Origin of the sequence: Phormidium sp. FACHB-592 (assembly GCF_014695795.1) — a bacterium.
Taxonomy (GTDB): domain Bacteria; phylum Cyanobacteriota; class Cyanobacteriia; order Leptolyngbyales; family Leptolyngbyaceae; genus Stenomitos.
On sequence record NZ_JACJOZ010000044.1, the window covers coordinates 13,943 to 40,792 of the forward strand.

The 26,850-nt window shown below is 50.3% G+C and carries 23 protein-coding genes and 1 pseudogene; 9 read left to right on the forward strand and 15 right to left on the reverse strand.

All coding sequences use genetic code 11. The annotated features are described in order from the left end of the window. Positions 1-195: 195 nt before the first annotated feature. Both H6F86_RS11245 and H6F86_RS11250 read right to left on the reverse strand, forming a co-directional pair. On the reverse strand, positions 196-666 hold the full coding sequence (locus tag H6F86_RS11245) for a tetratricopeptide repeat protein (RefSeq protein ID WP_190448821.1): 471 nt from the start codon (positions 664-666) through the stop codon (positions 196-198). 174 nt (positions 667-840) lie between these two features. Continuing rightward, positions 841-1,728 (reverse strand): alpha/beta hydrolase, encoded by an 888-nt coding sequence (locus H6F86_RS11250; protein ID WP_347240156.1) that lies wholly within the window; start codon positions 1,726-1,728, stop codon positions 841-843. Between the two features lie 237 nt (positions 1,729-1,965). On the opposite strand from H6F86_RS11250, the gene H6F86_RS11255 reads away from it, so the two are divergent. Next, a complete protein-coding gene (locus H6F86_RS11255) occupies positions 1,966-2,607 on the forward strand; it encodes a DUF2996 domain-containing protein (RefSeq protein ID WP_190448693.1) in 642 nt (213 codons plus the stop codon). Between the two features lie 62 nt (positions 2,608-2,669). On the opposite strand, the gene H6F86_RS11260 is transcribed toward H6F86_RS11255, so the two are convergent. Then, positions 2,670-3,191 carry an NINE protein gene (locus tag H6F86_RS11260; protein WP_347240158.1) on the reverse strand — a complete coding sequence of 174 codons (522 nt, stop codon included), beginning with the start codon at positions 3,189-3,191 and terminating at the stop codon, positions 2,670-2,672. Positions 3,192-3,544: 353 nt separating this feature from the next. Between H6F86_RS11260 and acsF the strand changes: the two genes are divergently transcribed. The 3 genes from acsF (at position 3,545) to H6F86_RS11275 (ending at position 6,236) form a co-directional block, all read left to right on the forward strand. Further along, complete coding sequence (gene acsF / locus H6F86_RS11265) at positions 3,545-4,621, forward strand: magnesium-protoporphyrin IX monomethyl ester (oxidative) cyclase (protein WP_190448695.1); 1,077 nt, start codon at positions 3,545-3,547, stop codon at positions 4,619-4,621. Positions 4,622-4,800: 179 nt separating this feature from the next. Then, positions 4,801-5,721, forward strand: coding sequence for a hypothetical protein (locus H6F86_RS11270; protein ID WP_199305226.1), 921 nt, complete (start codon positions 4,801-4,803; stop codon positions 5,719-5,721). Further along, positions 5,709-6,236, forward strand: a complete 528-nt coding sequence (locus tag H6F86_RS11275) for a nuclease A inhibitor family protein (protein WP_206756030.1) — start codon at positions 5,709-5,711, stop codon at positions 6,234-6,236. Before H6F86_RS11270 ends, H6F86_RS11275 begins: the two co-directional genes overlap by 13 nt. A gap of 334 nt (positions 6,237-6,570) precedes the next feature. Here H6F86_RS11275 and H6F86_RS11280 read toward each other — a convergent pair whose 3' ends face one another. The 4 genes from H6F86_RS11280 to H6F86_RS11295 all read right to left on the reverse strand — a co-directional run bounded on the left by H6F86_RS11280 (position 6,571) and on the right by H6F86_RS11295 (position 7,793). After that, positions 6,571-6,924, reverse strand: a complete 354-nt coding sequence (locus tag H6F86_RS11280; protein ID WP_190448697.1) for a pentapeptide repeat-containing protein — start codon at positions 6,922-6,924, stop codon at positions 6,571-6,573. Then, positions 6,872-7,180 (reverse strand): hypothetical protein, encoded by a 309-nt coding sequence (locus tag H6F86_RS11285; RefSeq protein WP_190448698.1) that lies wholly within the window; start codon positions 7,178-7,180, stop codon positions 6,872-6,874. Before H6F86_RS11285 ends, H6F86_RS11280 begins: the two co-directional genes overlap by 53 nt. Next, a complete protein-coding gene (gene rpsU / locus H6F86_RS11290; protein ID WP_190448699.1) occupies positions 7,177-7,365 on the reverse strand; it encodes a 30S ribosomal protein S21 in 189 nt (62 codons plus the stop codon). Before rpsU ends, H6F86_RS11285 begins: the two co-directional genes overlap by 4 nt. A gap of 125 nt (positions 7,366-7,490) precedes the next feature. Continuing rightward, a complete protein-coding gene (locus H6F86_RS11295; RefSeq protein ID WP_190448700.1) occupies positions 7,491-7,793 on the reverse strand; it encodes an RNA-binding protein in 303 nt (100 codons plus the stop codon). 753 nt (positions 7,794-8,546) lie between these two features. On the opposite strand from H6F86_RS11295, the gene lpxA reads away from it, so the two are divergent. Continuing rightward, complete coding sequence (gene lpxA / locus H6F86_RS11300; protein WP_190448701.1) at positions 8,547-9,395, forward strand: acyl-ACP--UDP-N-acetylglucosamine O-acyltransferase; 849 nt, start codon at positions 8,547-8,549, stop codon at positions 9,393-9,395. A gap of 119 nt (positions 9,396-9,514) precedes the next feature. Here lpxA and H6F86_RS11305 read toward each other — a convergent pair whose 3' ends face one another. Further along, complete coding sequence (locus H6F86_RS11305) at positions 9,515-11,728, reverse strand: AAA family ATPase (protein WP_190448702.1); 2,214 nt, start codon at positions 11,726-11,728, stop codon at positions 9,515-9,517. Between the two features lie 17 nt (positions 11,729-11,745). On the opposite strand from H6F86_RS11305, the gene H6F86_RS31530 reads away from it, so the two are divergent. After that, positions 11,746-12,054 carry a hypothetical protein gene (locus H6F86_RS31530; protein ID WP_199305227.1) on the forward strand — a complete coding sequence of 103 codons (309 nt, stop codon included), beginning with the start codon at positions 11,746-11,748 and terminating at the stop codon, positions 12,052-12,054. A gap of 15 nt (positions 12,055-12,069) precedes the next feature. Then, positions 12,070-12,777 (forward strand): annotated as a pseudogene (locus H6F86_RS11310) (heme-dependent oxidative N-demethylase subunit alpha family protein); the annotation flags it as partial. A 47-nt stretch (positions 12,778-12,824) separates the two neighbouring features. Here the strand turns inward: H6F86_RS11310 and H6F86_RS11315 are convergent. The 7 genes from H6F86_RS11315 to H6F86_RS11345 form a co-directional block, all read right to left on the reverse strand. Further along, a complete protein-coding gene (locus H6F86_RS11315; RefSeq protein WP_190448703.1) occupies positions 12,825-13,490 on the reverse strand; it encodes a HEAT repeat domain-containing protein in 666 nt (221 codons plus the stop codon). Positions 13,491-13,569: 79 nt separating this feature from the next. Then, complete coding sequence (locus H6F86_RS11320; protein ID WP_190448704.1) at positions 13,570-13,977, reverse strand: hypothetical protein; 408 nt, start codon at positions 13,975-13,977, stop codon at positions 13,570-13,572. A 94-nt stretch (positions 13,978-14,071) separates the two neighbouring features. Next, on the reverse strand, positions 14,072-16,267 hold the full coding sequence (locus H6F86_RS11325; protein ID WP_190448705.1) for an ATP-binding protein: 2,196 nt from the start codon (positions 16,265-16,267) through the stop codon (positions 14,072-14,074). Positions 16,268-16,374: 107 nt separating this feature from the next. Continuing rightward, positions 16,375-16,986, reverse strand: coding sequence for an SET domain-containing protein (locus tag H6F86_RS11330; RefSeq protein WP_190448706.1), 612 nt, complete (start codon positions 16,984-16,986; stop codon positions 16,375-16,377). 228 nt (positions 16,987-17,214) lie between these two features. After that, positions 17,215-18,177 carry a PRC-barrel domain-containing protein gene (locus tag H6F86_RS11335; protein ID WP_190448707.1) on the reverse strand — a complete coding sequence of 321 codons (963 nt, stop codon included), beginning with the start codon at positions 18,175-18,177 and terminating at the stop codon, positions 17,215-17,217. A gap of 74 nt (positions 18,178-18,251) precedes the next feature. Then, a complete protein-coding gene (gene smc, locus H6F86_RS11340; RefSeq protein WP_190448708.1) occupies positions 18,252-21,947 on the reverse strand; it encodes a chromosome segregation protein SMC in 3,696 nt (1,231 codons plus the stop codon). A 194-nt stretch (positions 21,948-22,141) separates the two neighbouring features. Beyond that, positions 22,142-23,398, reverse strand: a complete 1,257-nt coding sequence (locus H6F86_RS11345) for a glycosyltransferase (RefSeq protein WP_190448709.1) — start codon at positions 23,396-23,398, stop codon at positions 22,142-22,144. A 438-nt stretch (positions 23,399-23,836) separates the two neighbouring features. Here H6F86_RS11345 and H6F86_RS11350 point away from each other — a divergent pair, with 438 nt between their 5' ends. After that, positions 23,837-25,480: a mucoidy inhibitor MuiA family protein gene (locus tag H6F86_RS11350; protein WP_190448710.1), complete on the forward strand. Its 1,644-nt coding sequence runs from the start codon at positions 23,837-23,839 to the stop codon at positions 25,478-25,480. 319 nt (positions 25,481-25,799) lie between these two features. Continuing rightward, complete coding sequence (locus tag H6F86_RS11355; RefSeq protein WP_190448711.1) at positions 25,800-26,705, forward strand: tetratricopeptide repeat protein; 906 nt, start codon at positions 25,800-25,802, stop codon at positions 26,703-26,705. Positions 26,706-26,850 lie beyond the last annotated feature (145 nt).

Below are 26,850 nucleotides of genomic sequence, written 5' to 3' on the forward strand. Positions count from 1 at the left end.
ATCTGGCAGCATAAAAAGCTAACCGTTTCGCATTAAACGTTTTGCTGGTATTGGCAAGTATTTTGTCGGCAGCAGTGTGCTAAGTAAGCTGCGCTAAAAGTCAATTATTCATCACGCTTCTGAACGGTAAGCAATACACTTGACCGCAAGAAAGTACTGCCTCTAACACAGCATTATGCTAGGAGTGCTGAACGCTTACCCAAGACGCATAGTGCATTCCAGGAGCAATCGCTGATTTGCCAAGGCATACGGCTGAATGGCTGTTGCTTTGCGAAACGACTCGATCGCCGCTGGATAGTTACCCAAAACAGCGTGGCATAACCCCAAACCATGTAGAGCACCAAAGTGAACCGGGTTCAGGCGAAGGACAGTCTCGCAGTCTGCGATCGCCTGCTGGTATTGACCCTGAGTATAGTAGAGTACGGCGCGACGATTCCAAGCTTCCGCAAAATCAGGTTGATCTTCCACCAGTGCGGTCAGGGTCGCCTCTGCTTCAGCAATATTGCCTTCTTGTAGTAAGGTCTGAGCACGTTGAATTGTCTCGAAACCAAGCACCCCTTTCTGCTCGAACCAGATGCGCCAAAGCGCTTGAGTAGCGCGATCGCGAATTGATTCGTCTGGACTTTGCAAATCTTTGAGTAATGGCGCGATCGACGGTTCTTGCATTGCTATGAAGCACCCCATGAGAAGAGATAGAGTTTCGATCGCTTGCAAATGCCTCAGGTATTGTGTCTGATGAGGACAAGTTAAAACCGCTACAACCACAACATTTGCTGAACTAACAAGATCGTGCGGAAGCACTTTATCGCTCGTTTATATTGACAACACCTTACAGCTTAGTTAAGCGGTAGAGGCAGCGTCATACCCTGCGCGAGGCGTAACCGCGGTTGGGTATTGCGCTAACCAACGATCAATGTCTGCCTGCACAAGGTCAGGGATTTCCCACGGGAACAAGTGCGCGGCGTTAGGGTAACAATGGTACTCGGCATCAGGCAGGGCTTGGGCAGTTTCCAGGCTGGAAGCAGCAGTGATGTGACGGTCTTCAGCACCTGCAAGCACCAGGCAAGGACACTGAATGGCAGACAGATCAGCAAGGCGATTGTAACCCCGCTGGAGAGCCGTAAAAAGCGCTTGCGTTGCCCGATTGGAGGTTTGCAGATAGGCAGGCAGAGCATCCTTAGCGAGATAGTGATAGGCAGCAGGCGTGTGTTGCTGAATCAAATAGCGATACAGCGATCGCCGTCCAAAGGTGTCAATATTCCACTGCCAGCCAGGATGGAACCAATTCACGATCGATGCAATACCTGTATAAACATTATCCTGCCACGTAATTGCTGGATGATTGCCTTTTGGACGCGCTGCCGTTGCAACTAAGATCAAGCCGCTCACTCGCTCAGGTGATCGCAACGCCAACTCAAGCGCTAAAATACCGCCCAACGACCAACCTAAGACCAAACAACGATCAATTTGATGGCGATCAAGCAACGCTTCTAAATCGCTCAAATGGTCAGTCATCAAAAAATCTGTCTGAGTGTGACTGTTGCCATAGCCACGCAAATCAGGCGCGAGCGTCTTAAACCGTGCAGACAACTGCTTTGTAAAAACGGACAGGCTCTGCCCCGAACCCGGATGACCATGGAGACAGAGAATGGGAAAACCCTGTCCTTGCACTAACGTATGAAGGCTAACTGCCTGAGAAGGTGATGGCGGCACGGGTAAATCGATCACAGCTTACTGTCCACAAACTCTATGCTAACGGTTTACATTTCCTCTAGCCCCTAACTCTGCATTCCACTAAGATAAAACGCAGGAAGTGATCAAACGCCGACAGTGCGTTGCCCCTTCCTTAAGGAGCTTACAGAAAAGAATCCATATTCTCTGTTACGACACCTCCAGATTTCTAAGCTACTGTCCTCACACCGCGCGGCGATCGCTGCAACTTTGAAATAAGGATTGACCTGAAGCATGGCAGAAGAAACTCCAAAACAAACCGAGCCGAACCAAAGCGAAGGTCAAGCTCTGACTAATGCTGAAGCTAAAACAACCGATATGCCAACGGCAAATGCCCCGGAACCAGAAGCCGCTAAACCAGATGCTATTTCTGATACCCCTGAGGCAGACACAGCCACCAAGAAACCAGCTGCTAAACGCCCCCCCAAAGCAGAGGCTGAAGGAGAAGAGGGTGCTAAACCTGCTGCAAAGGCAAAGAAAGAAAAGCCGCCTGCGTTAGAAGATAAGCCTTTTGCTGACTTTGTTCAGCAAGATTATTTGCCCGCCCTAAAAGCAGGCTTGGCAAAACAAGAGATTCCCAATGTGGATCTCACGTTTGAAAAGCGCAAAATCAACGTTATCGGCTTTGCCCAGGCACCAGAATGCTGGCAGGTCATTGGTCAATGGCACAACGGCGATCGACAAACCCGAGAGTTCAACATTTACTTCTTTGACGAAAAGATTAACGGACAAAAGGGCTTTTCCTGTGCAGAAAGCGGTGGCAAAGCCAGCACCCTGGAATCTTTTCGGATTGATGAGCGCAAGGTTGATCTAGGCTTGCTGGTTTTCTGGACGCTGCAACGGCTAAATGCTCAAAAATGGCTGGTGAGAAATTAAAGGTTCTAAACGAACGGCTACATAGAGCTGGACTTCTGTAGTCTCACATTTAGAAGTCTTTCTTAAAGCTCTTTGAATTCATAAGTGACAACCCCAGTTTTGGGATCATTAGTGATTTCAACGTAGCCCGTTCTCACCATTTGTAGCAAGGTGGCTTCAACCTCAGCAAAGCTAGCCCCTGTTTCCATCACGCCTTGAGTCACAGAGAGATTACCACCTCTCGCTTCTGCCGCTTTTAGCAGTTTAACGACCAAGGAATTTGGCATGGGCTGAGGTGGCACCGGCTTTGCATCAACCGTAACAACCCGCTGAATCACAGGTTGGGTTGGTAAAGAGCCGTCGGGCAGCCAACCCTGGCGCGCTCTGAGTTTGGTATTGTGTTCATCAACCATATTGGGAATGAGCAGAAGATCAATGACTTGCCCAAAGCCAAAGAGACCAAAACTGAACATCCACAACAGTCCGGTCAAAATCTTGCCATTGTAAAGGCGGTGCAGACCATGCAGTTGAAGCAAGCAGCCGAGCCAAAGGATGTAAGCCGTGCCAGCTTTGTTCATGCCTATTTGGGATGCGTTCGTTTTCACAGTGCTTCAGTTCTCACAGTGCTTCACGTTTACAAGGCTTGGAAATTCCCACTTCTAGATCATAAAGACTTTGCTCTGAAGCAGGCACAGTAAGCGGCGTGATATGACTCAGTAGTTACAAAAGTTGATGGTGTGTTGCAAGTCTTAACGCGATCGCCGCGTTTTGTCACCGTTTACCTTGATAGACTAGACCACGTAATCATCGTAGTGGTTTCGTACGCTGCTGGGCTTCAGCAAATTCCTTCTTAGCTCGGTTGCACCAGTTACTGGCTTTCGTCTTAAGAGTGAGGCACTGCGGCGGTTCAGCACACCATCCCTGCGATGTAGAATCTGAAAAAAGAACGAAACGACTCATGGTAGATTCCCTTAAAAAGCCTGGCTTTGAAGAAATACGCCCCGGAGTAAAAGTTCCTGCGAAGGAAACGATTCTAACGCCCCGGTTTTATACAACCGATTTTGATGCAGTGGCGGCGATGGATATTTCGCCCAATGAAGATGAACTGCTGGCGATTCTGGAAGAGTTTCGCGTCGATTACAATCGGCATCATTTTGTCCGTACGACTGAGTTCGACCAGTCTTGGGAGCATATTGATGGGGAAACGCGCCAACTGTTTGTTGAGTTCTTAGAACGCTCTTGCACGGCTGAGTTTTCTGGCTTTTTGCTTTACAAAGAACTGGCGCGCAAGCTGAAAGGCAAGAACCCGGTGCTGGCAGAATGCTTTGCGTTGATGTCGCGTGATGAAGCACGGCATGCAGGCTTCCTCAATAAGGCAATGTCAGATTTTAACCTCCAGCTTGATTTAGGCTTTTTGACTAAGAGCCGCAGCTATACCTTCTTTCAGCCAAAGTTTATCTTTTACGCCACCTATCTGTCTGAAAAGATTGGCTACTGGCGCTACATTACGATTTATCGTCACCTCGAAGCACATCCAGAAGACCGAATTTATCCGATCTTCCGCTTCTTTGAAAACTGGTGCCAGGATGAAAATCGGCACGGTGATTTCTTTGATGCGATGATGCGATCGCAGCCCCAGATCTTGAATGACTGGAAGGCAAGGCTATGGTGCCGCTTCTTTCTGTTGTCCGTCTTTGCCACGATGTACCTGAACGACATTCAGCGATCGGGCTTTTACAAAGCGCTTGGTTTGGATGCACGCGAATATGACATTCACGTAATTAATAAAACCAACGAAAGCACCGCGAAGGTCTTTCCGGTTGTTCTGGATGTAGAAAATCCTGAGTTCTACCAACGTCTTGATCAGTGTGTGCAGAACAATGCCAAGCTAACGGCGATCGTCAGCGCTGATACACCAAAGTTTGTGCAGTTCTTCCAAAAGCTACCTTACTATGCGTCTAATGCGTGGCACCTCATCCGGCTTTATTTGATGAAGCCGATCGACGCTGCCCCCCTACAAGGAACTGCTCGTTAGATTGCTTTTTCGTCCTTGGTTTTAGCGGCTTTGCTAACCTGCAACTTACAGGTGCAAAGCCGTTTTTTTGTGGAAATGCTTTGAAGTATGCCAGTATCAACGTGTTCATGAACCGAGATAACCTGTTGCGATCGCACTCACTAACCTCACATTGCTACCTTCAAACACTTTCACTAGCAGTGAGTCTTGCTTTTTTCGCTGCTCCCGCCTGGTGTCAGTACCCTGAAGCTGCACCGTTGATGCTCGAACCTGTAGAAACAAAAGAGCGATCGAAGGAAGCAGCGGTCACAGAAGTTGGTAAAGAGCCTCAGCCAACCCGTTTAGTCGCATCACCGATGGCGAACCAAGAGACAGACTCAACAACTACAAGGCTAAATACTCAACCTTCGACTGCCCAACCTGTCGAAGGACCACAGCATTCTGACCTTACGACATCACAGTCTACCCCACTGCCCCAACCGGCCCCAACCCCTAACCCTCAGACCCCAAACCCTGCCGCTACCATTCCGATTGACCTTGACCCAGCACTAACCGAAAGCAGTCCCGTTTTGCAACGCTGGCTGAAGCAAGTGCCCAACGTTCTGACCGACATCAGGCGTGATCCTAGCTTTAGGACGCGCTTGCGTTTGGGCTATTCCCAGTTTCCATCGACTCGGCAGGCAGGAGGCGTTCATCTTGGCATTGAGGATGTCTTTGTCGGGCGATCGGGTTTGACGCTCAGTGCTGATTATCAGACTGCATTTAATGGCACCCGCGAAGCATGGGGAGCCGATTTGCGTTACTACGTTCGTCCTTTAGGTAGCATCATTAATGTGGCTCCGGTGATTGGCTATCGCCATTTGGCAACCACTCGTTACACGACTGATGGCGTTCACGTGGGTCTGCGCTTGCTACTAGTGCCATCACGGACGGGTGCCGCTGATCTTGCCCTTACACAGAGTTGGGTTGCCCCTGGCAGTGAAGCTGAAGTTGGGTTAACGACCCTTTCCTTCGGCTATGCCCTTACACATAACCTGCGTCTATCCACCGATCTACAGAAGCAAAATTCTCGGTTTCGCAGCGATAGCCGCGTGGGCATCGGCTTGGAGTGGATGTTTTAACGCATGGCGTTTCACTAGCGACGATCGCCCTCGTTTCTCTAAAGCACAATCGGTCAGAGGTGGATGGAAAGTGCGCGGAGCTTGGTAGAAGAGCATTGAAAGAGGAAAAAGGGATGAACGATGCAGAACTGATCAACACTTTGGAAGAAGCGATCGCAGGTTTGCAGTGGATGAGCGAGTCAGATTACCCCTTCACTGTGGTCTATTGGCAGGACGAGTTACCCATCCTCACGCCGGAACACTTGCTGCAATTGACTAATCACCCCCCAGATACGCTTGTTGAAACCGAAGCAGTGGATGACTTTTTTGCGATCGCTACCCAGGCACAAGATTGGCATGACGCTGAAGCCACAGCAGTCGTCAAACGCTACCAAGCACTTGTCGAAACCTTGAAGCAGTCTCTTGATGCTTTAACAGTCTATCGTCTGGGCCAAATCAATCTCGATCTCTACATTATTGGCAAAACTACGACAGGGGCACTAGCTGGACTGGCAACGCAAGCCGTAGAAACCTAAATAGGATTGGGATTTCTTGTCACTCAGCTTAGCGTGGCTACATCAGGTGATGGTTCTCTTTTTTAAGCGCAGTATTTCTAAAATTGCTCGCCCGATTTACGCCCAACATCGTGAGCAATCTCAGTCAAGCGAACCAGAAAATTCAAAAGCGTCAGCTCTGCCATTTCTTTTGAACTGTTCTAAATGCATTGTTTAAAGTAAAAGCGTACGATCGACTTGACTGATCGTACGCTTCTATATCTTTACTGATAGAGACTGATGTTTGCTGCTACCGTACAACACAGTCTATTTAGCAAGGCATCGCATTATGCTATTTACTGTAGGAAGCATAAATTCAGTCATTCAGGTGATTTGCTACAGCGCTAGGGCTAACGCCGTCAGCCATCCTTGCGCCACGTAAATAGGCATGGCTTAAATTTGCCTCACTTACGTTTGTATCACTTAAGTCTGTATTAGTTAAATTTGCTTTAGTCAGATTTGTTTCCGTCAGATTTGCACCCGTAAGAATGGCATCTGTGAGATTAGCATGGCTTAAATTTGTGCGGGTTAAGTTCGCTTTGGTTAAGTTAGCACCACTCAAATTTGCACCACTTAGATTCAGGTTCCTGAGGTTAGCTGCCATCAGGTTTAGGCTTCTAAAATCTCTTTGTCCTGCCGAATAACGGCTCATGAGTTCTTTCGTGTTCATGGGGTTTTTGAGAGTAAGAGGTGACATACAAATTAATCAACGCTTGAGCGCAGACGATAGGTGAGTACAGATATGTCCCCGTGGGAACAAAATACGTTTCAATGTGGTTCTGGTCCTTAAGATGCTGCAAGGCAGGAACCAGCGCTGAATAGCTTTTACCAGTCAAATCAAAAAGCTGACCACGATTTTTGTCTCCATGTTGCAGCGCTTCTAAAATCACATGATCGATAGGCACAGAAGACGCTTCAGCGGTCATTGATTAAATCTCCGCTTGCCTTGCTTGTGTTTAGCCAGTGCTTTGCGCTTACGTTTTTCGATCGGTGTTTCAAAGTGGCGGTGTTTACGCATATCTGGAAAAATGCCTGCTTTGGAAACAGCGCGCTTAAAGCGGCGTAGCGCTGAGTCAATGCCTTCACTTTCACCCGGAACAATTTGAGTCATTCAACCTCCGCACAGATTAATTCAATACTGTTGAATGCTTGCTGTACATAAGCAAGCTATCAGCAAAAAAGGCAGACTCCTTGTCTGCCTTCAAGACTTTAGAGTGAAAGCCTCTGTCTCTAAGCCTAATAGGAGCGAGAAGAGCGATTGTTGTTTGACCAGTTGCCGCCGGACGATCCTCTCTCTTCACGCGGTCGCGCTTTATTAACCTTCAGGGCACGACCCATCCATTCAGCACCATCTAATGCTTCGATCGCGGCGGTTTCTTCTACTTCTGTACTCATTTCGACAAAAGCAAAGCCTCGCAAACGACCTGTTTCTCGGTCTGTCGGCAACTGTACGCGCTTCACCTCGCCATACTCGGCAAAGGCTTGGCTAAGATCATCCTGAGTAACGTCATAGGATAGATTGCCAACATAGATTGACATGGAGACTCTCCCGAATCTGAAAGTGTAGAGAGTTAGATCCGGAGAAACGCTCCTAAGACGAATCACACAGCCGAAAATAATCCTTATTCGTAAGCCTAGCACAACTTTCTGTAAAGACGTGGTTCCTACCCTATGAACAGCGCTCCTGCAAGCGATCGTCCTCTAGTAAACGCAATCATCATATGAGCCGGTTTGCTAATCTGTTCAACCGGAGCACGCTTGCTTATATACAGCTTTGGTACCTTTGATTAGTTGAGAGGTAATAGGTCTGTAAATTGTCAAAGTCTTTCTGAATCCTAAATCCTGAATCCCAATGCCTTGCTAAAATTTTTTTGAGTTGCACCCTGTCAACCGGCTTGTGAGACGATCGTTCAGCGATCCAATCGCCCATCAAGCATATCTTTTCATGGTAGTTTATACTCTGAGATGCTATTACCTACTGGTCTTAAAGATGAGAATCTTTTTATATAGATCGAAGATTATTGCAAGAGCGTCTAGTTGTTTATGAGCAACAGCAGGGCATAATCCCAACTATTAGCTTCTCGTTAAGTGAATTGCTAAGACATAGATGGTTGACGCACTGCGAACTGTTTTAAGGCACTTTAAACTAAACCTCTCCACCTAAAGTCTAAAGAACGTAAGTCTAAAGATTAATAAAGATTGATGAAGCGGATGAACGTTTAGCTAAAATCTCAGTCGATTGCCCCATAGAAATCAACCATTTCTCTCTGACTTTTTATTAGGAGCGCTTTCTTGATTACCTTGCTGCATCCAACGGCGACCATCCATCCTGATGCCGAATTGCATCCAACTGTGCAAGTCGGAGCCCATGCTGTGATTGGGGCGAAAGTGAAAGTGGGTCCTGAAACCGTCATTGGTCCCAATGTTGTGCTAGACGGTTGGACTGAAATTGGCGCACGTAACCACATTTTTCCGGGTGCGGCGATCGGTGTTGAACCACAAGACCCCATTACGACTAGCGCAAACAGTTTAGTCAAAATTGGGGATGACAACCAAATTCGAGAATATGTGACGATCAGCCGATCAAATCGAGCAGATGAAGTAACGGTGATTGGCGATCGCAATCTATTGATGGCGTATATCCATATTGCTCAAGGATGTGTCATTGAGAACAATGTTGTGATTGCTAATGCAGTCATTCTGGGCGAACACGTTCACGTTGAATCGCGAGCATTTATCAGCGGCATCGGTGAAGTTTATCCGTTTGTTCGCATTGGTCGCTTAGTGATGGTCGCATTCATGCATCAAATTACCTGCGACATACCGCCCTATATGCTGGTAGAAGGTCAGCCTGCACGAGTGCGATCGCTGAATCGAGTCGGTCTTAAACGTGCCGGGTTGGTAGCAGAACAGGAAGGACAAGTGATTCAGACCTTAAGAACTGCCTTTCGTTTGCTCTATCGCTCGGACTTATCCCTGGATGAGGCGCTCGAAAAGCTCGATCAGCTGCCCGATAACGAACACTTACTGCACCTGAAACAATTTTTATGTAGCTCTCAAATGGAAGGACGGTGTGGGCTGACTCCTGGGAAGAGTGCGGACAGCAAAAGTGATATGAAGTTAAGTGCTGTGCAGGAATAATTAGTAGTTGATAGGGAAAACCGCAACCTTGCTGAGTTCAGACGGCTTACTGATGCAAACGATAGACATGAATAAACGGTAATACGGTCTTTGCATACCCTCCTTAGCCTGATGTGACGCTAGCAATGAGCCTGGACAAACGCGATCGTGCTGCGCCACTTCACAGTTTGATTCACCAGGCGCGTGAACGCTGATCGCACTTTCGTAAGTTCTGCTTGAGATAAGTGGTGCGAGAGGTGAGTAGCGTAGGAGGGTTGAATGCTGTTGGCTGCGAACCAGCGATCGACCAGTGCTGCTGTGATGAGCATTTCTGTAGACAACGGTTCGACCTGAAGCACAACCGTGAAGCCAGCTGTCTCAAACATTGCTTGTAGATCTGGCGCATCCCAGTTCACCATTGAATCGTCAGGCTGAGTGTAGATCGCCTCTTCTGCTTTCACCAGCTTCTGATAGAGCTTGTCACTCAGCCAACCAGGATCAAGCAGTTGGTAAAGCCGCTGTGCCTGATGGGGAATCGATTCTGCCAAAGTGACTGTGCCGTTGGGTTGCAACCAGTTGGCAAGCGATCGCACAATGCCTGCTTTGTCCACTTCTCGCATGAGTGCATTTCGACCCATAATGTGGTCAAACCGCACGTCGCTTACCTGTGCCTTTAGAACTGTTGGCAATTCAGCAAGGGACGTTTGCAGCACGATCGGGCGGGTGAGTTCTGGTAAAACGGCAGCTTGCTGGGTCATCGCATCGGCATCGGTCGTAGTACGAACGCAGGCAATGACGCTGCCTTCAGGAGTCTGGCGTATAGCTTCCCAAGTTAGCAAACCGCTGCCAGCATTGAGATCCAGCACAACATGATGACGTTGAGGGGCGGCGAGGGCAAAGAGGCGATCGCGCACCTCTCCTAAGCGATCGCCTGCCTGTCCTAGTGTGCGCTGGAGCCAACGCTCCTGAGCCGAATCCACAGGTCCAAAGGTTAGCACTTCGGGCAGCGCCACACTCGTCCCTTCAAGTAACGCTGCCAGTTGTGCTTCACGTCGTCGCGCCACTTGCGTCTGAATTGCCGACTCAAAGCCGCGATCGGACGGTTGGTAAAAAACCTGACCTTGCAGACTGCTGGGCAAATACTGCTGCGCCACCCAATGGTCACGGTAGGCATGAGGATAAAGATAGCCTGCGCCATGCCCAAAGCCTTTTTTGTCTCGATTGGCATCTTTAAGCGGATTAGGAATATCGCCTTCCCGCTCTTGCTCGACGGCTGAAAGCGCATCGAAAAAACCCATCACGCTGTTAGATTTGGGAGCCGTTGCTAAATAGAGCGTGGCATGAGCCAGTGGATAGCGACCTTCGGGTAAACCAATGCGATCGAAGGTCTCGGCACAGGCATGGACAATCGCGATCGCGTTAGGGTCTGCCATACCCACATCTTCACCTGCCAAAATCAGCAAGCGACGAAAAATGAAGCGCGGATCTTCCCCGGCATAGACCATCCGTGCCAACCAGTAAAGCGCTGCATCGGGGTCTGACCCACGTACGCTTTTAATGAACGCACTAATGGTATCAAAGTGAGCATCGCCTTCTTTGTCATACAGCACAGCACGGCGCTGAATTGATTCTTCCGCAACCGCTAGGGTGACGTGGATGCTGCCTGCGGCATCCGGTGGTGTGGTTTCAACTGCCAGTTCCAACGCATTCAGCAGCGCGCGGGCATCGCCATTGGCGACATTCACCAGATGCTTGATCGCCGCGTCCTCTAACTGCACGTCGAGCTTGCCATAGCCGCGATCGCTATCCTGTAGCGCCTGCTGCACCACAGTTCGCAAGTCTTGTTCGTCCAGTGGCTTGAGCTGAAAGAGGCGCGATCGACTTACCAGTGCCTTATTCACCTCAAAATACGGATTCTCGGTTGTCGCTCCAATCAGAATCACCGTGCCATTTTCCACCCAGGGTAAGAGCGCATCTTGCTGTGCTTTGTTGAACCGATGCACTTCATCTACGAACAAAATGGTTCGCTGACCATACATCCCGCGTTTGTCCTGGGCAGCGGCGATCGCCTCTCGAATCTCCTTCACCCCTGACAACACCGCATTAATCGCAATAAAATGTGCCTGTGTAGTGTTAGCAATAATCCGCGCCAGCGTGGTTTTTCCCGTGCCTGGTGGTCCGTAGAAAATAAGTGAGGAAAGCTGGTCTGCTTGAATCGCTCGTCGCAGCAGTCGTCCAGGACCGACGATCGCATCCTGCCCCACAAACTCATCCAGTGTGCGGGGGCGCAACCGTGCTGCCAGCGGTGCTTCAGCTTCAGTGATGTCTAAGCGATGCTGCTGGAAAAGATCCATAAAACATGATGGCTGATATGGCTTTTTCTACTGATCGACTACTGCAAGGAGCGCCACCCGCTGAGGTCTGTAACGATTCAGCGTACTACTTTCCTCTGGCACATGGACGCTACGAGGTAAAACCAGGGCTGGTGACGTTCGGCACTGATTTTGGCAATGAGGCAGCCGATCGACAAGTGTTTCAGTTTGATAGCAGCTTTGCTCATCATCGACAGATGAAGCGTCAGGCGCGGGCAGAGCAGTTAAGCAAGTATTACCAGACTCACAACTATACCGATGCAGTAGCAAGCGCGATCGCCCGCTTTATTGTCCATCGCCTTGTGTAGGAACATCCTCAGCACTTTCAACTGACAGCCCAGACCGACAGCACGTTGAGCATTTACAGCCAGCTTACCAGAGAGACACTTTACCTGAATGACGCGTACCAACTACAGCAGGTGCAAGCAGTAGAATCGGCTGAGCCACCCTATGTTTCTACGTTAGACGCACTCGCGTCTCAGTTGCAGGACGATATAACCGTTGTCAGTCGATCAAACGACGACCACTGGATGAGCGCCATTCATCTCTGCTATCCCAATCACTGGTCAGCCGAGGCAAAAATCGGCAGAGACTTTGCGACCGTTCATGCGCCTGTTGCAGGTATGACGGCAATGAATCAGAGGGGAAAGGCGATCGTGCAAACGATGATTACCCGCAAGCCCTCGGTTCGCTTTGCCTGGGGACTCAGCACTGACACCCGCTTAAACCATCATCCTGTCCCACCGGCTGGGGTGGCGATCGATACCTGGCAAGGCAGAGCTTTTAAGCCACAGCAACCGCAACTCTATCTCAGAATTGAGCGCCAGGTTGTTTGGGGCTTCCCAGACTGTGACGCCGCCTTGTTTACCATTCGCACCTACTTTAGAGATTGCCACGTCATCAAGCAAGATCCCAGACTAAACGCTAGTCTCGTTTCTGCGTTGCAATCTATGCCACCAAACTCACTGCTTTATAAAGGGTTGGATGCAAGTAGAGAGGAGATCGTCACCTGGCTAACTCAAGAGCCTTAGCGCTTTCGATCCCTTCTTAAAGAAATCAGAGATTTAATTTGGCTCGGCTACGCTTCTAGCCTTTGTAGCCCAAGTCGGGCAGCTTCAGACACGTGTCGATGACTATCTTTTTCTAAATATTTCAACGCAGAAACACTCTTAGGAGAGGGTAAATTACCCAGCGCTTCAGCTAAACGTTGCCGTACTAACCAGTCATCCGATTGAGCAAACCGCAAGATATGGTCAACTGCATCGATTGCCTTGATTTCACCTAGCGCTGCGATCGCAGCCTGATGCAGCACCACCTCGTCACTGTCGAGTGCCTCAATGAGCGCATTATACGCGCGCGGATCTTTCAGGTTGCCTAGTGATACTGCTGCGCTAAACCGCACCAGCCAATCTGTATCCTCATAAAAGGCGTGTACTAAAGGCTCTAGTGCCCGTGGGTCTTCCAAATAGCCTAAAGCTCCAGCGGCATCAGCTCGAATACCGTAATCAGCCTCGCTCGTCAGTAGCTCTACTAAAAGCGGATAGCACTCAGCCGTCGGCTTCAAGCCTAATGCGAACACTGCCATCGATCGCACCTGAAGGCTTTCATCGTTCAGCACTTTCTTAATCAGTGGTACAGCCTCTTCAGCAGAAACGTGGCGCAGAGAGACCAGCCCCAGCATTCGGTCTTTCATGCTTAGGCTCTCTAGCTGGAGTGAAATTTCCTGTAAGTTTATTGGATTCACGTTACAAAACGTTATATTTATGATTCTCTCATTGTAGTCTCTAATCCAGGATAGCTGAGTGAGGAGAACCGATAAATGTCTAGGCTTCACCGCAAAGATGCTGAGAATCTAGTAGCTTCACTGTTTGGCGCGTGCGGTAATTAAAGAGGCTATAGAAGCGCCCACGATTATCACCAGACGGACAATTACGTGGAAGGGAGAGTAAACAAAGTTTGACCCTTTCTCCAACTTTAGAATTTTTGAGTGGTGCAACCTCGTCATAGGAGACTAGATAAATGCCGTTAGTGAGAGTAACACTCGTACCGCTGCCCTCGATCGGTGCACCAGTGGAACCATCACTCAACCGAGCACCAACGTCCTGAATAAACGTATCCGTGCATTTGCCAACTTGGGTAGGTGGCAGAGCGCTGAACACAGGCATAGCAAACAAAACGAGACCACTAGAAAGCGCGATCGAATTGATGAGGTTATTGGTTGAGCGTTTCATGGACTAACCTCAGGTAGTGCTTTCATCACAATTTTATTGGCAGCGCGAGGAGCAGGCTGGCAGTTCGTAGCTATAAGCGACTGGCTATCAGCGTTTACTTCACTGGTGTTTGCTGTCGTACTGGAATCTCCAGCCAAAATTCTGCTCCCTGCCCTGGTGCGGAAACGCACTTCAAACTGCCGTGATGCTTCTCGACAATGATTTGGTAGCTGATGGATAGCCCTAGCCCGGTGCCTTTGCCGATCGGCTTGGTGGTGAAAAACGGGTCAAACAGTTTGGCATAATGCTCAGGCGAAATGCCAGGACCGTTATCGCGAATGCGAATGACAACAGAAGACGGTAAGGATTGACTGGCTAACGCCTTACCGCTTGCCGCTTGCCCTTCACTCTTGATTGCCTCTGTTTGAATTGTGATTGTCGCTGGGTTTGCCATCAACTCGGCAGCCGGTCGCCCCTCGTTGTATTTTTCCAGCGCGTCGATCGCGTTGCTCAAAATATTCATGAAAACCTGATTCAACTGTCCGGCGTAGCATTCTACTAGGGGAAGATCACCGTATTGCTTGACAATTTCGATCGCAGGCTGTGCAGGGTTTGGTCTCAGCCGATTTTGCAGAATGAGCAGCGTGCTATCAATGCCATCATGAATCTGCACGCGCTTCATGTCGGATTCATCCAGGCGCGAAAAGTTCCGCAGCGAAAGTACAATTTCACGAATGCGATCGGCTCCAATGCTCATTGAAGCAAGCATCTTTTGCAAATCACTAACTAGAAAGTCGAGATCAATTTCTTCTCGATAAGCACGAATCTCTGGGTCGAGGTCAGCATACCGCTGCTCGTACATTTGAATCAGCCTCAGCAAGTCTCTGGTGTAGTTTGTTGCATGAGGCAAATTGCCATAAATAAAGTTAATGGGATTGTTGATTTCGTGGGCAACACCTGCGACTAGTTGCCCCAGACTTGACATTTTTTCAGTTTGAATCAACTGTGCCTGAGTTTGCTGCAGTGCCTGAAACGCCTGCGCTGATTTCGCAGTCTCTTTTCGCAGCCTGCGTTCATTCACTGTTACTTGCCCTAAGAGGGCATAGAACGAAATGGTCAAGCGCCCTAGTTCATCTTCCCGGTTCATCAACTCTTCGCTTTTGGCGCTGGTTTCTGCTAAACGGTTGCACTCGTCCATAATGGGTTGCAAACGTTGGTTGAGGCGTTTTACAAACATCGCCACGACCATACCCAGGACGATCGAGACACCAATAATTGAGCCAAGCGCACTGATTGCTGTAAAACGAATCACGGGACCCAACACGACTGCTTCGGGGACAGCCGCCATCAGCACCCAGTCGTTACTTGGAATGCGCTGGTATGCCCAGTACTCGCGCTTTCCTGTGGCATCTTGCCACTGTGTGATGCCGCTGTTTGTGCCTGATTGAAGCGCAGTTTGAAGGCGTTGCCACAGCCCAGCATAGTTATTCATGCCAGGAAACTGCTTAAGATTCGTGCTTTTTTGGGCATCGCCAGAATAAACCACCTGCGGATCGGGCGGATAGGCAATTAAGCCCCCTTTCGCGCTGACCAGAATGAAGTAGCCTGCGTCGCGCATGACTTGAACTGACAGTTTTTTGCTAAGGAAACTCAGCTCAAGATCTTGGCTCAGTACACCCAGAAGCTGCCCTTTACTGCTGTAAAACGGCATGGAGTAGGCAGTGCTGACCAAAATTTGGGGTGGTTTGAGCGTGTCTTCTAGATAGGGTACTGGCTCTAACCAGATAGGTTGACCCGCTACGATCGGCTGCGTAAAGTAGTTCTCTTGAAAATTGGTTTGAGCCGCTTCTCCTCCTTGCGCCTCAATTTTGCCAGTCTTGGGATTACGTACGGCATAGGGGTAAGCAAATTTCCGCGATGGCAGAATGAGGCGATTGTCAGGTGGCTGCCCAAAACCCAAGCCAGTGCCTAAGGGAGACGTTGTTAACGAGCGATCGAGCAAATTAACATACACTTGCTCTCGCCGTTCACCGGCTTCGTAAAAAGTTTTGATGGCATCAGCAACCAGCTTTGTCGAATATTCAAATGTGGTGAAGTCTCCATCCAGGTTTTCGGCTTTGACCTGGAGGCTCGATCGTAGTTCGGCTTCAGACTGTCTTGCCAGTTCCCAATAGGTTAAGAAGGCAGTGCCAACCAACCCAACTAGGGAGCCACCCACTACCGAGAGAAACAGCCGTGAACCCACAGAGCGCATGAGAGAAATTTGCCGCTTGGGGCGCGGTGACACCGAGTCCGAAGCGCTGGACTGCATAAGGTTTTCTCCTGGGACTCGTGATAGCGGTGAGCTTAAAACAGCTTGATAGCGTGCATGGTAACGTGTAGATTAATCACGTACAGGGGAGCAGACTTGTTACGAGGTTAGCTAGCCGCTTTAAAGGTGGTAGTGCGATCGTAGTAACAAGCAAGAATTGAGTCCATTTTCGCGTCTCCTTGCGCGATCGCTGCCACCTTTGCCATAAATTTATGGTCGATCAGGTGTTTGAGCGGTTGCTCTACATGATTGAAACAGCGCATTGCCCCATCAGCTTTACAGTCCCATTCTGGATAATGGTACAAGATGTCGTCGGGCATGACTTTAGTGCGGGTGCTACCAGGTTCGGGAACGCAGTAAAATGGTTTGTCTAAATTAAAGTAGCCGTAATCATCAGTCAACTCGTCACCTGGATGAATATCCCGCGCTGCCAGTTCAAATTTATACGGTGTAGCAATGCAGCTTGAGTTGAAGCTGTGGTTGACATACCGTGCAATGTCCCAACACAAAATGTAGCGTCCCTGCTCATCCCGATAGCTGTACTTAATAAGGTGCTCACGCTGCACAGTATCAAGCGACGCAAGATGAGACTCATCAAACATCTGATCGAGGTCGTCCAAAATCCAGGTAATGCTTCCTTTTGGGATCAGCTTGGTTGCAAAAACACCGTAGCCAATCGAGTCATTAATAAACCGAAGCTCTGTAGCCGGATGCATCATTGCAGTAAACAACCCTCAAACTTGAAAACCAGGCTTGCTCAAAACAGACTTTAGCCGTAGCTTGAAGCGCAAACAGTTTAACGGCTAGAAAGATTGCAAGTCTATCCCAACTGGCTCTAGCAGTTCAAAGGTAATTCTACGGAACACAGTTTCTAAAAGTTCTAAAAAGCACGATCGCTCAAGCTTAGAGGTCAGTTTTCTTGAGGCAGTCTAAGCTTTAACGAAGCCCTAATAGCCCTCTTCTTCGTACTCTGGAGCTTTTGTTTTTTCGGGGATGTTGATGCGAGGAGGCTGGTAGGGCAAAGGCTTTTGGTCTTCGTCTTCCCACGCATCGCTTTCGAGGTCTTCGTCTTCGTAATCAACGTCAGGATAGGGCTGCTGTGGTTCGGGGCGAGGGACATAGCGATCGCGGGCAGGCGTTGCCTCACTCCAGTTGTCTTCCTCTTCATCATCGTAGTAAAGCGGTTCAGCACGGCGCTGTTGCCGCAACTGCCGAGGCTGCGAATCGCTCCAGTTATCGTCATCCCAAGTTTCTTGGATAACGGGTTCTTTCTGGCGAACAGGGGTAGCGATCGGCGTACGTAACCCAGTGCCAAGCTGATTGTCTGCACGCACAGGTGCCACGTAGCTGTCTTCTTCTTCGCGCTCCCAAGGGGGGTTGCCGATGCCAAGACGCTCTAATACGCCCACAGACAACTGCATCAAGCGTTCTTCTGAACCTTCAAATACAATCAGGCGATCAGGTCCGCTGCTGACCACTTCATCGACAGACAACTCGTAGGTACTGACAACCTGGTCGGGAATCAGCGGTAAACCGATCGATGCCAGGATCAAAGACGTAACCTTACCGTTATCAATATCAAACTTAAAGCCGCGTACTTTGCCTAGCAGCTCGCCTGTTTCGGTAACGACCTCACAATTAATCAGGCTGCTGTAAGACTCGACATCAATATCTTCAATGACATCGTCGTTATCCACCAGAATGACATCCCCAATCTGCCGAATACTGCTCAAGAGCATAGGCTGAGGGGTGCCGTAAAGTATGTTTGGACGCAGGCTGAGGGCAACCACCTCTTGCTGGTCGATATCTACCCAGAGTTGACTGACAACACCAAGTTTTTTGCCCGTATCACGGGTAATCACCTGCGTGCCAAGGAGGTCTGAGCGTTGGCGGATCTCTTCAAATGCCATTATGGGTCGAATCCTGATTCGCAAATCCTGATCACTATCAAATCATATAGCGGTGAAATCATACAGCAGCTAACTTAGACAGAGGCGCTTTGAGGCAGTAGGTTAATACCTAAAACCTGCGTATACGCTCCTCGCGCCTGAGTGACCCCGATCGTGCGATCAGCTGACTCAATCATCGGTCGCCGTAGACTTACAACAAGAAACTGTGCTTCCTGTGCCTGCTGTTTGATCATTCTAGCTAATCGCTCTACGTTTGCCCCATCCAAAAACATATCCACTTCATCAAAGGCGTAAAAGGGCGAGGGACGGTAGCGCTGTAAGGCAAAGATAAAGCTGAGTGCGGTAAGCGATTTTTCGCCGCCAGACATAGAAGCGAGACGCTGGACAGGCTTGCCCTTAGGATGAGCTACAAGGTTAAGTCCGCCATTGAATGGGTCTTGTGAGTCTTCTAGCTGCAAGTGTCCGTCACCATCTGAGAGGGTGGCAAAGATAGATTGGAAGTTGATGTTAACCGCATCAAAGGCTTCTTTGAACGCACGTTGCCGTAGAGTGGTGAAGTTTTCGATGCGAAGAAGGAGTTCGGTGCGCTCTTCTTGCAGGGTATGGAGTTTATCCGTCAGTTCTTCAAGCCGTGCCTGAGTGCGATCGTATTCTTCCAGCGCCAGCATATTAACGGGTTCCATTGCCTGGAGGCGTTTCTGGAGCGATCGCAGCTCATGCTGTAGCTCTACCAGATCGCGGGTGGCTGTGTCGGGAATTTCTGGCAATGGATCTGGCAGATCGGGCTGTTGTGCTTCCAGTTGCGCGGTAAGTTCGCTCAATTCTGCTCGGCGTGCCTGTTGGGTTTCCTCAAGTTTCTGCTGTTGCCAGGTTAGCTGCTGCTGCTGGGTTTGCTGCTCTCGCAATTGACGCTCGGCGCGATCACGAGTTTGTTTCTCCAGACCCAACCGGGTTTCTAACTCTGCCAGTGCTGCCTGCGTTTCACCAATTTGCGCCTTCAAAGCTGACTGCTGATCGCTGACCGCTGACTGCTCCTGTATCTGCGTCGTTTGCTGCGTACGGTATTCCTGTAAGCGCTCCTGCCCTTGCTGGATTTTTTCCTGCGATCGCTGGCGCTGGTTCTCCAGATTTTGCAGCCGTTGTTCGAGCGATCGCACAGCCAGTTCTCGCTGCGTGAGTTCGGCTTCCTGAGCGCGGAGGGCGGTTTGAATCTGCTGCCATTCGCTGTGGGTTTGCGATTGTTCCAGGTCAGCTAAGGTTTGCCGCAATGTCTGTAGCTGGAGCTCTTGAGCGGGAAGCTCGGTTTCGAGGGTGTGCAGGCGCGTTTGAGCGACCGCTAACTCTTGGGTGTTTTGAGTCAACTGCGTTTGCACCTGCGTCACTGCCACAGCGAGATTCTGGCGTTCGGTATCCAGTTGTTGTGTCTGAAGTTGTGCCTCGCGGTGCTGCTGTCGGGCTTCTGTTAATGCTTGAGTGCGCTCTTTGGTAAGTTGGATCGCTCGTTGCATGGCGTGGTTACAACGTTCGAGAATGCGATCGATTTCATGCAGGCGATCGCGCAGGGCAATGACCTCGGCGGACTCGGTAGCTTCGACAGTACCAAAGTGGATTGATTGACGATTACTGTTGCTACCGCCGGTCATCGCACCACTGGCTTCCAGCAATTCCCCATCTAGCGTCACAATGCGGTGCTGACCCATGTGGCGACGAGCAGCGCTGAGGGTCTCAAAGACAACGGTGGTGCCGAAGACGTAGGCGAAGACGTTGCGGTAACGATCGTCAAACTCCACCAAATTGATGGCGTAATCAACGCAGCCAGAGAGCGATCGCACGCCGTTGCCAGAGAGTGTTCGTCCAGACTGGAGCTTATTCAGCGGTAGAAAGGTGGCACGTCCAGCCCGTTTTTGTTTAAGGATTTCGATGCCAGCGGCGGCGATCGCGTCATCTTCCACAACTAAATTCCCCAAACGTGCGCCTGCTGCCGTTTCTAACGCCAGTTGATAGCGGGGATCAACTCGTCCCAATTGGGCAACCAGCCCACACACGCCAGTCAACCCCATTTGCAAAATAACTTGAGTCGCATGAGTACCCTGCGCTTCCTGTATCGCCTGAGTTTGGGCTTCGAGCTTGTCCAGTCGGCGTTGCTTTTCGCGCTGTTCGTGCAGCAATCGCGTCTGGGTTTCTTGCTGGATCTGGAGTTCTTGTTCGGCAGCGGCAAGACTTTGGGCGATTGCCTGGATCTGTTCTTGAGTCGCCAGCAGCCGTAGCTCAAGGTCAGCTTTTTGAGTTTGGCGATCGGTTAGCCGTTGCTGTAAGGTTTCTAGAGATTGAGTTTGCTCCTGGATCTGCCGCTCTAGCTGGCGGGTGCGCTCCTGTAGCTGGGCTTGCTCGGTGCGCTGGGGTTCGAGGGCATCAACCAGTGTCTCAATGTTGTGATGCAGGGCAGTTTGCTCTTGCACCCAGGCTTCGGCACTGGCGGCTGAGGCATTGGCAGCGGCGCGGCTTTGCTCTAAGGTTTGCTGCGCCTGATCCCGTTCGTGCTGTCGAGCGGCAATGAGTTGAGCCTCTGCCGCATGCTGTTGGGTGTAGGTGTCGATCGCCTGCACGTGTTCTTGGAGGTCTCGTTGCGTTTGCGCCAGCTTTGCAGCCGTGTCTCGACTAGCAGCCTGCAAATCTTGCTCTTGCCGCTGAAGTTGGCGTAGCTCTGCCTCACGCGTTGCCAACGTGGACTGAAGCGCAAGCTGTTCGTCTTCACCTAACGCACGGACGCGGGCATTGAGTTGGTCTAACTCAGCGGTGGCTTGCTGGATAGTCGTCACCAAAGCAGCCAGTTGGGTGTTGAGGTCGGCGTGTTCGTGATCGCCGCTGGCAAGCTGTTCCCGTAACCGCTGGGCACTCTGGAACGACTGCTGATAGCGGATCACAATTTCCCACTGCTCTTTGGTTTGCAGTTCGTGCCGCAGTTTTTTGTACTTTTCGGCTTTGATGCGGTCTTGGGCAAGGCGATCGCGCTGGTCAATCAGCTCTTTTTCGACAATGTGGTAGCGGTCTTCGTGATCTCTGACGGCATCTAGCTTTTCTTTTGCCTGGTTGATTTTGCGATCGAACGTGGCAACGCCTGCCAACTCATCAATGATCTCGCGGCGTTCACGAGCATTCATTGAGATAATACGCGTCACGTCCCCTTGCAGCACGACGTTGTAACCTTCAGGATAGACACGCAAACGGTTCAACTCTTCGTGGAGTTCCGTCAGGGTGCAGGGTTCGCTGTTGATGTAATAGTTGGAGGTGTAGGTGCCTTGCTGCGTGACGCGCAGTTTGCGAGTGACACTCCATTCGGTGCGGAGGGGACGCGCTCCCTTACCATTTTCTGAATGCCCATTTTCTAAATGCCCGTTTTCTGAATACTTATCACCGTTCTGAACGTTGGGCGAGCCGTCTTGACGCATGGAGCCGTCGCTGTTGACCTGCCGTTCGATCGCATCCTCCAGCAATTCTGGCTCATCCGAAAGATCAAATGTAACGGTCACGCTTGCTTCTACCGTCGATCGACCGCGTGTACTTTGCGTATGGTTAACCAGATCGGGGAGACGCTCTGCCCGCATCCCTTTTGACCCTGCTAGGCCGAGGCAAAACAGCAGCGCATCCAGTAAGTTCGACTTTCCAGAACCGTTGGGTCCAGACACCACTGTAAAACCGGGCAGCAACGGAATTGGCGTTGTGCCACCAAAGGATTTAAAGTTGGAGAGTTCTAGACGCTTGATGTACACAGCTTGCCTAAGCCGCTTAAGAGGGCGAAATCAGTGTTCAGTGTAGCCTCTAAGCGATTCTATGAACGAAACGATCGCTGTTCTTTCTATTCATAGCATTTTTAGAACAAGCGTTCTATAGGCATCGTACTTTTTGACAGTGTTTTTTGGCAGTTTCTTCCCAAGCCTGAGTACAGTCGAGTCGGGGTACGGCTTCACTTAACTTGGGTAACACGCCAACTTAGCTTCAAGTTAATCCAGAAGTTCCAGAGTGTAACTGCTGCAATCGCCAAAAAGTTTGCTACGTAAGGATTGAGATGCAGCCCATTAAACAGCACATTTAAGAGCAAAACTTTGAGAATCAGACCCATCAAGCAAATCAGGTTGAATTTGATGAAGCGTTTGATGACTTGATGTCGTTTTTGCTGCTGTTGCGTCAGATCGCTAAAAGTCCAGCGATCGTTCCAGACGAAATTATTGATGATTGCCAGTTCTGCCGCCACGATCGCGCTGCGAGTCAGCCCAAAACCTAACGTCCCATGCAGCAGATAGAGCAGCCCCATATCAACCACTAGCCCGCTCAGACCGACAAAGCCAAACCGTATAAAGCGTCCGATGGGAAAATCTAGCGCTTGACGAAACCGACTGAGCCGTCCTAAAGACACCCGCAAGCGCACGAGATGACGGATATAGTCGCGGTACTGCTTCCATGTCACCTTGCTTTCGCCAGCCTCGCGCTCCTGAAAGACATAGCCAACTTCTGTAATGCGATCGATCGCACCCCGTCCCAGCACTTCTAACAAAATCTTGTAGCCGAGTGGATGCAGCGATCGTCCTGCAATGGCACTACGACGCACTAAAAAATAACCGCTCATAGGGTCAGACACGCGACTCAGCACACCTGGCAGCAAAACTAAACCCAACAGTTGCGCGCCTCGTGAGAGAAACCGCCGTGCTGCGCTCCACGTACTCACGCCACCGCCATCAGCGTTGCGGCTAGCGAGCGCCAAATCTGCACCTTGCTCGATCGCAGACAAAAGCTGCTCTAAAACCTCTGGCGGGTGCTGTAAATCGCCATCAATGACTCCTAGAACGTCGCCTCTAGCCGCTTGCCAGCCACGGATCACTGCGGTTGAAAGCCCTCGTTCTTCCTGACGACGCATCACGCGCAAGCAGGGGTAGTGAACGAGCAACGCTTGTGCTAGCTGCCAGGTGCCATCCGGGCTGTTGTCATCCACCACAACAATTTCATAGCGATCGGGCAACACTGCATCCAAACGCTGGCTCAACAGCGCCACAATACGCTCAATGTTACGGCTCTCGTTGTAGGTCGGCACTACCAGCGAGAAGTGTACCGGGGCGATCGCGCCTGCCGTTTTCTCAGCACGACCCAACGGTGGCTTTACCGCAGTCGGCACCTGCAATGCCCCTGTAACTTCTGATAGAAGCTGATAATCGTTCGTCGTTAACATAAAGAGTCTGAATCGATGACTGCGTGCCCGTGATTAAGTCGCAACATTGCCATGCATCCTTGCGGTGCATCACAAATGGATTAAGCAACGATCGCCTATGACTACTATCTAGCAATCACTTAGCCAGCGATCGTGCTGAAACTAAACCATTGATGCGTGTTGCCCCTTATAGGTTTGCATAGAGCTACCGTTGTGTAAATCTTTGGTAAAGGTCATCGTGTTACGAAGCAGACGCAAAACCAGCTTCAAAAGTGCCTGGTGCAGCGATCACGGCAAGTCTTAGCCCAGCCTTGAAAGTGCTTTAAGCCGTTTAACCAAAGGTACTTAACGGCGATCGCCTGCGTTACGTACTGCCTAACGATCGAGCGGTCAAAGCTGCCTGATACCATGTGCTAGCGTTGGCATGGTCAATCGCGTCGCACTTTGAGAAAACTGGCAGTGGATACTTCGGCAACGCCTTCAACCGTTATTTCCTTAGAAACCCACATTGTTGCCGTGACTGTGTACACCGATCAGGCGCTCATTACACGGCGGGGCAAGGTAACACTGACTGGGCAAGAGCAAGCCTTAACGCTGACCCATTTACCGCTGACGCTCAAACCTGAATCGGTACGAGCAAGCGGGGTTGGTCACGTCGCCGTGCAGCTACGGGATGTACAGACAGAGCGGATTTATGCAACGGAACCAGTCGTCGATCGCATCGCTCAACTAACGGCACAGATTGAGGCACTGACTGATGAGAAGCAAACGATTGAGGACAGGATTGCTGCCGATGCAATCCAACGCAAGTTTATTGAGGGATTAAGTGAAAAAGCAGTCGATCGCTTTTCGCGTAGTCTGGCTCAACAGCAGGTCAGTCTTGCCGAAACTCGCAATCTACTGAACTTTGTGGGACAACGCTATGGTGATTTGTCAGCCGCGATCGCCCAACACAAGCGAGAACAGACCCAACTGACAAAACAAATACAAGCGCTCTACCAGCAGTTGCAGCAGATTCAAACGCCGCGCCCGAAAGAAAGCTACAGTTTGACCGTTGGCATTGCGCCCGCAGGAGCCGGAGAGTTTGAGTTGGAGGTTTCCTATGTGTGCGATCGTGCCAGTTGGAAGCCCCTCTACGACTTGCGCGTTGACAGCACAGATAGCCGGGTTCATCTCACTTACCTTGCAGAAGTGAACCAGACCACTGGCGAAGACTGGAGTACCGTTGCCCTTACCCTTTCAACCGCCAAGCCGGGACTGGGAACCCTTCCTCCTAACCTGACACCCTGGTACGTGGACGTATATCAGCCCCTACCACCGCCCGCTTCCGCTCCTATGATGTTTCGCAACCGTGCTGTTGCTTCAGCCGCTCCCGGAGGTAAGGATGAGGAGAACGAGATGGTAGCAATGGCAAGCAGCTACGCTTTTGAGGTAACCCAGCAAGCGATCATCGCAGAAGCCCCATCGGCACAAATCACAAACGAAGGTGGTGGTGTCACCTTTGCGATCGATGGCAACAACAACATCCCTGGCGATGGCGCATCGCACAAAATTACGATCTTCAATGATGATTACCCGTCTCATTTGGAACACATTGCTGTGCCCAAGCTGGTGAGCTTTGCCTACTTACAGGCGATCGTCACCAATCCTGCTGATGGCGTAACGCTGCTAGCCGGTCAAGCAAATATCTTTCGTGACAACCGTTTTGTTGGCACTACACCCTTAGAGAACGTTGCCCCTGGTCAGGAATTCAAGCTTAACTTAGGCATTGACGAAGGGCTGAAAATCACCCGCGATTTGATTGAACGCAAAGTCGAGAAGCAACTGATTGGCGGACAGCGACGACTCACCTACGCCTATCGTCTAGTAGTGACGAACTTACGTGAACAGGAAGCAATGCTGAAACTCTCTGAGCAACTTCCAGTCAGCCGCAACGAACAAATTAAAGTTCGTTTGCATCGCACAAGCCCGCAAACCCAGCTTGGCGAAATGGGGCTTTTAGAATGGTCATTACAATTAGAGCCAAACGCGAAGCAGGAACTTTCCTATCAGTTCACTGTGGAACACTCGCCAGCGCTCACCGTCACTGGCTTAGATATCTAGTTTTAGTAGTGATGCAAGGCAATGTTGTAAGGATGTTGTTGTCGTTCGTAACCAGATTATAGGTAATGCCTTCACTAGATGTAGCGGTATACTCCAAACACGATCGCCTGACCGCATGAAAGTTCAGCAGGCTTGAGAGTTAGGTTTACGCTCCTTCCTGTAAAATAGCGTCACCATTCGCTGGCTCCACATCTGTTTGCCTAGTGATATTTGCCTGGTGAATGGCGATAGCAGCTACCGGAGGATCAGTTAAATCAATACTCGGCTAACAGGCATTCGGCTAACAGGCATTTGACTATCAGACATTAGGCATGAATCTATGCAAGCACAGCGGCAACGGCACCTCAGTGAATTGATTGGGTTAGTAATCTTGGGTAGTATGCTGGCACTACCACAGCCAGGTATAACACTGCCAAACGTTCAGGTTGCTCAGGTCACCCAAACTGCCGAAAGTGCTGTTAATGAAGGCATCCAGTACATTCAACAGGGAAAGCTGAATGACGCGATCGCCGCTTTTCGTCGTGCGACTCAGCTTAACCCCCAACTGTCGGCAGCTCACTACAACCTGGGTCTCGCATTGCGTCAACAAGGGCAGCTTCAACCCGCCGCTACAGCCTTTTATCAAGCCACGCAAGCAGATCCTACCTTTGCACTTGCCTACGCCAACCTGGGAGCCGCCCTCCTAGAAGGCAACAACCTGCCCCAGGCAAAAGATTACTTGCAACGCTCTGTCGAACTCAACCCTAAACTGGGTCTGGCTCACTACAATTTAGGACTGGTGCTAGAGCGGCAGGGCAACTTAGACCCAGCAATTAACGCCTACCGCAAGGCGATCGAACTCAGCCCCACGGCTCCTGAACCTGCCTACCATTTGGGTATGGTTTACACACAGCAGCGCAAAACAAAAGAAGCCCGCGCTGCCTTTGAGCAAGCCATCAAAATTGAGCCAAACTATGCCGAAGCTCACTATAATCTTGGCTCACTGCTCTTTGCCCAAGGTGATCTAGACGGAGCGCTAAATGCTTTCCGGCGATCGGCAGAAGCCAACTCTAACTACGCTAACGCCTACTATGCGGCTGGACTTGTCTTCATGCGCCAGAGCAAGTTCACCGACGCGCAAAAAGTGCTGACCTATGCCAAAGATCTCTACGCCAAACAAGGTAACAATCCGTGGGCAACCAAAGCAGAACAGCAGTTGCAGAAAGCCAAAACTGGGCAGCGGTAGGTAGGGAAGGAGAGAGGAGCAGGGGGGCAAAGGCGGAGCAGAGGAAGCGAGGGAGGGGAATTTTGAGGCTACACTTCCTGGTTAAGCAGCGATCAATCAAACGACTCCGTTGGAGACGCTTCGCATTTCTTAGATGCTGTTTGTG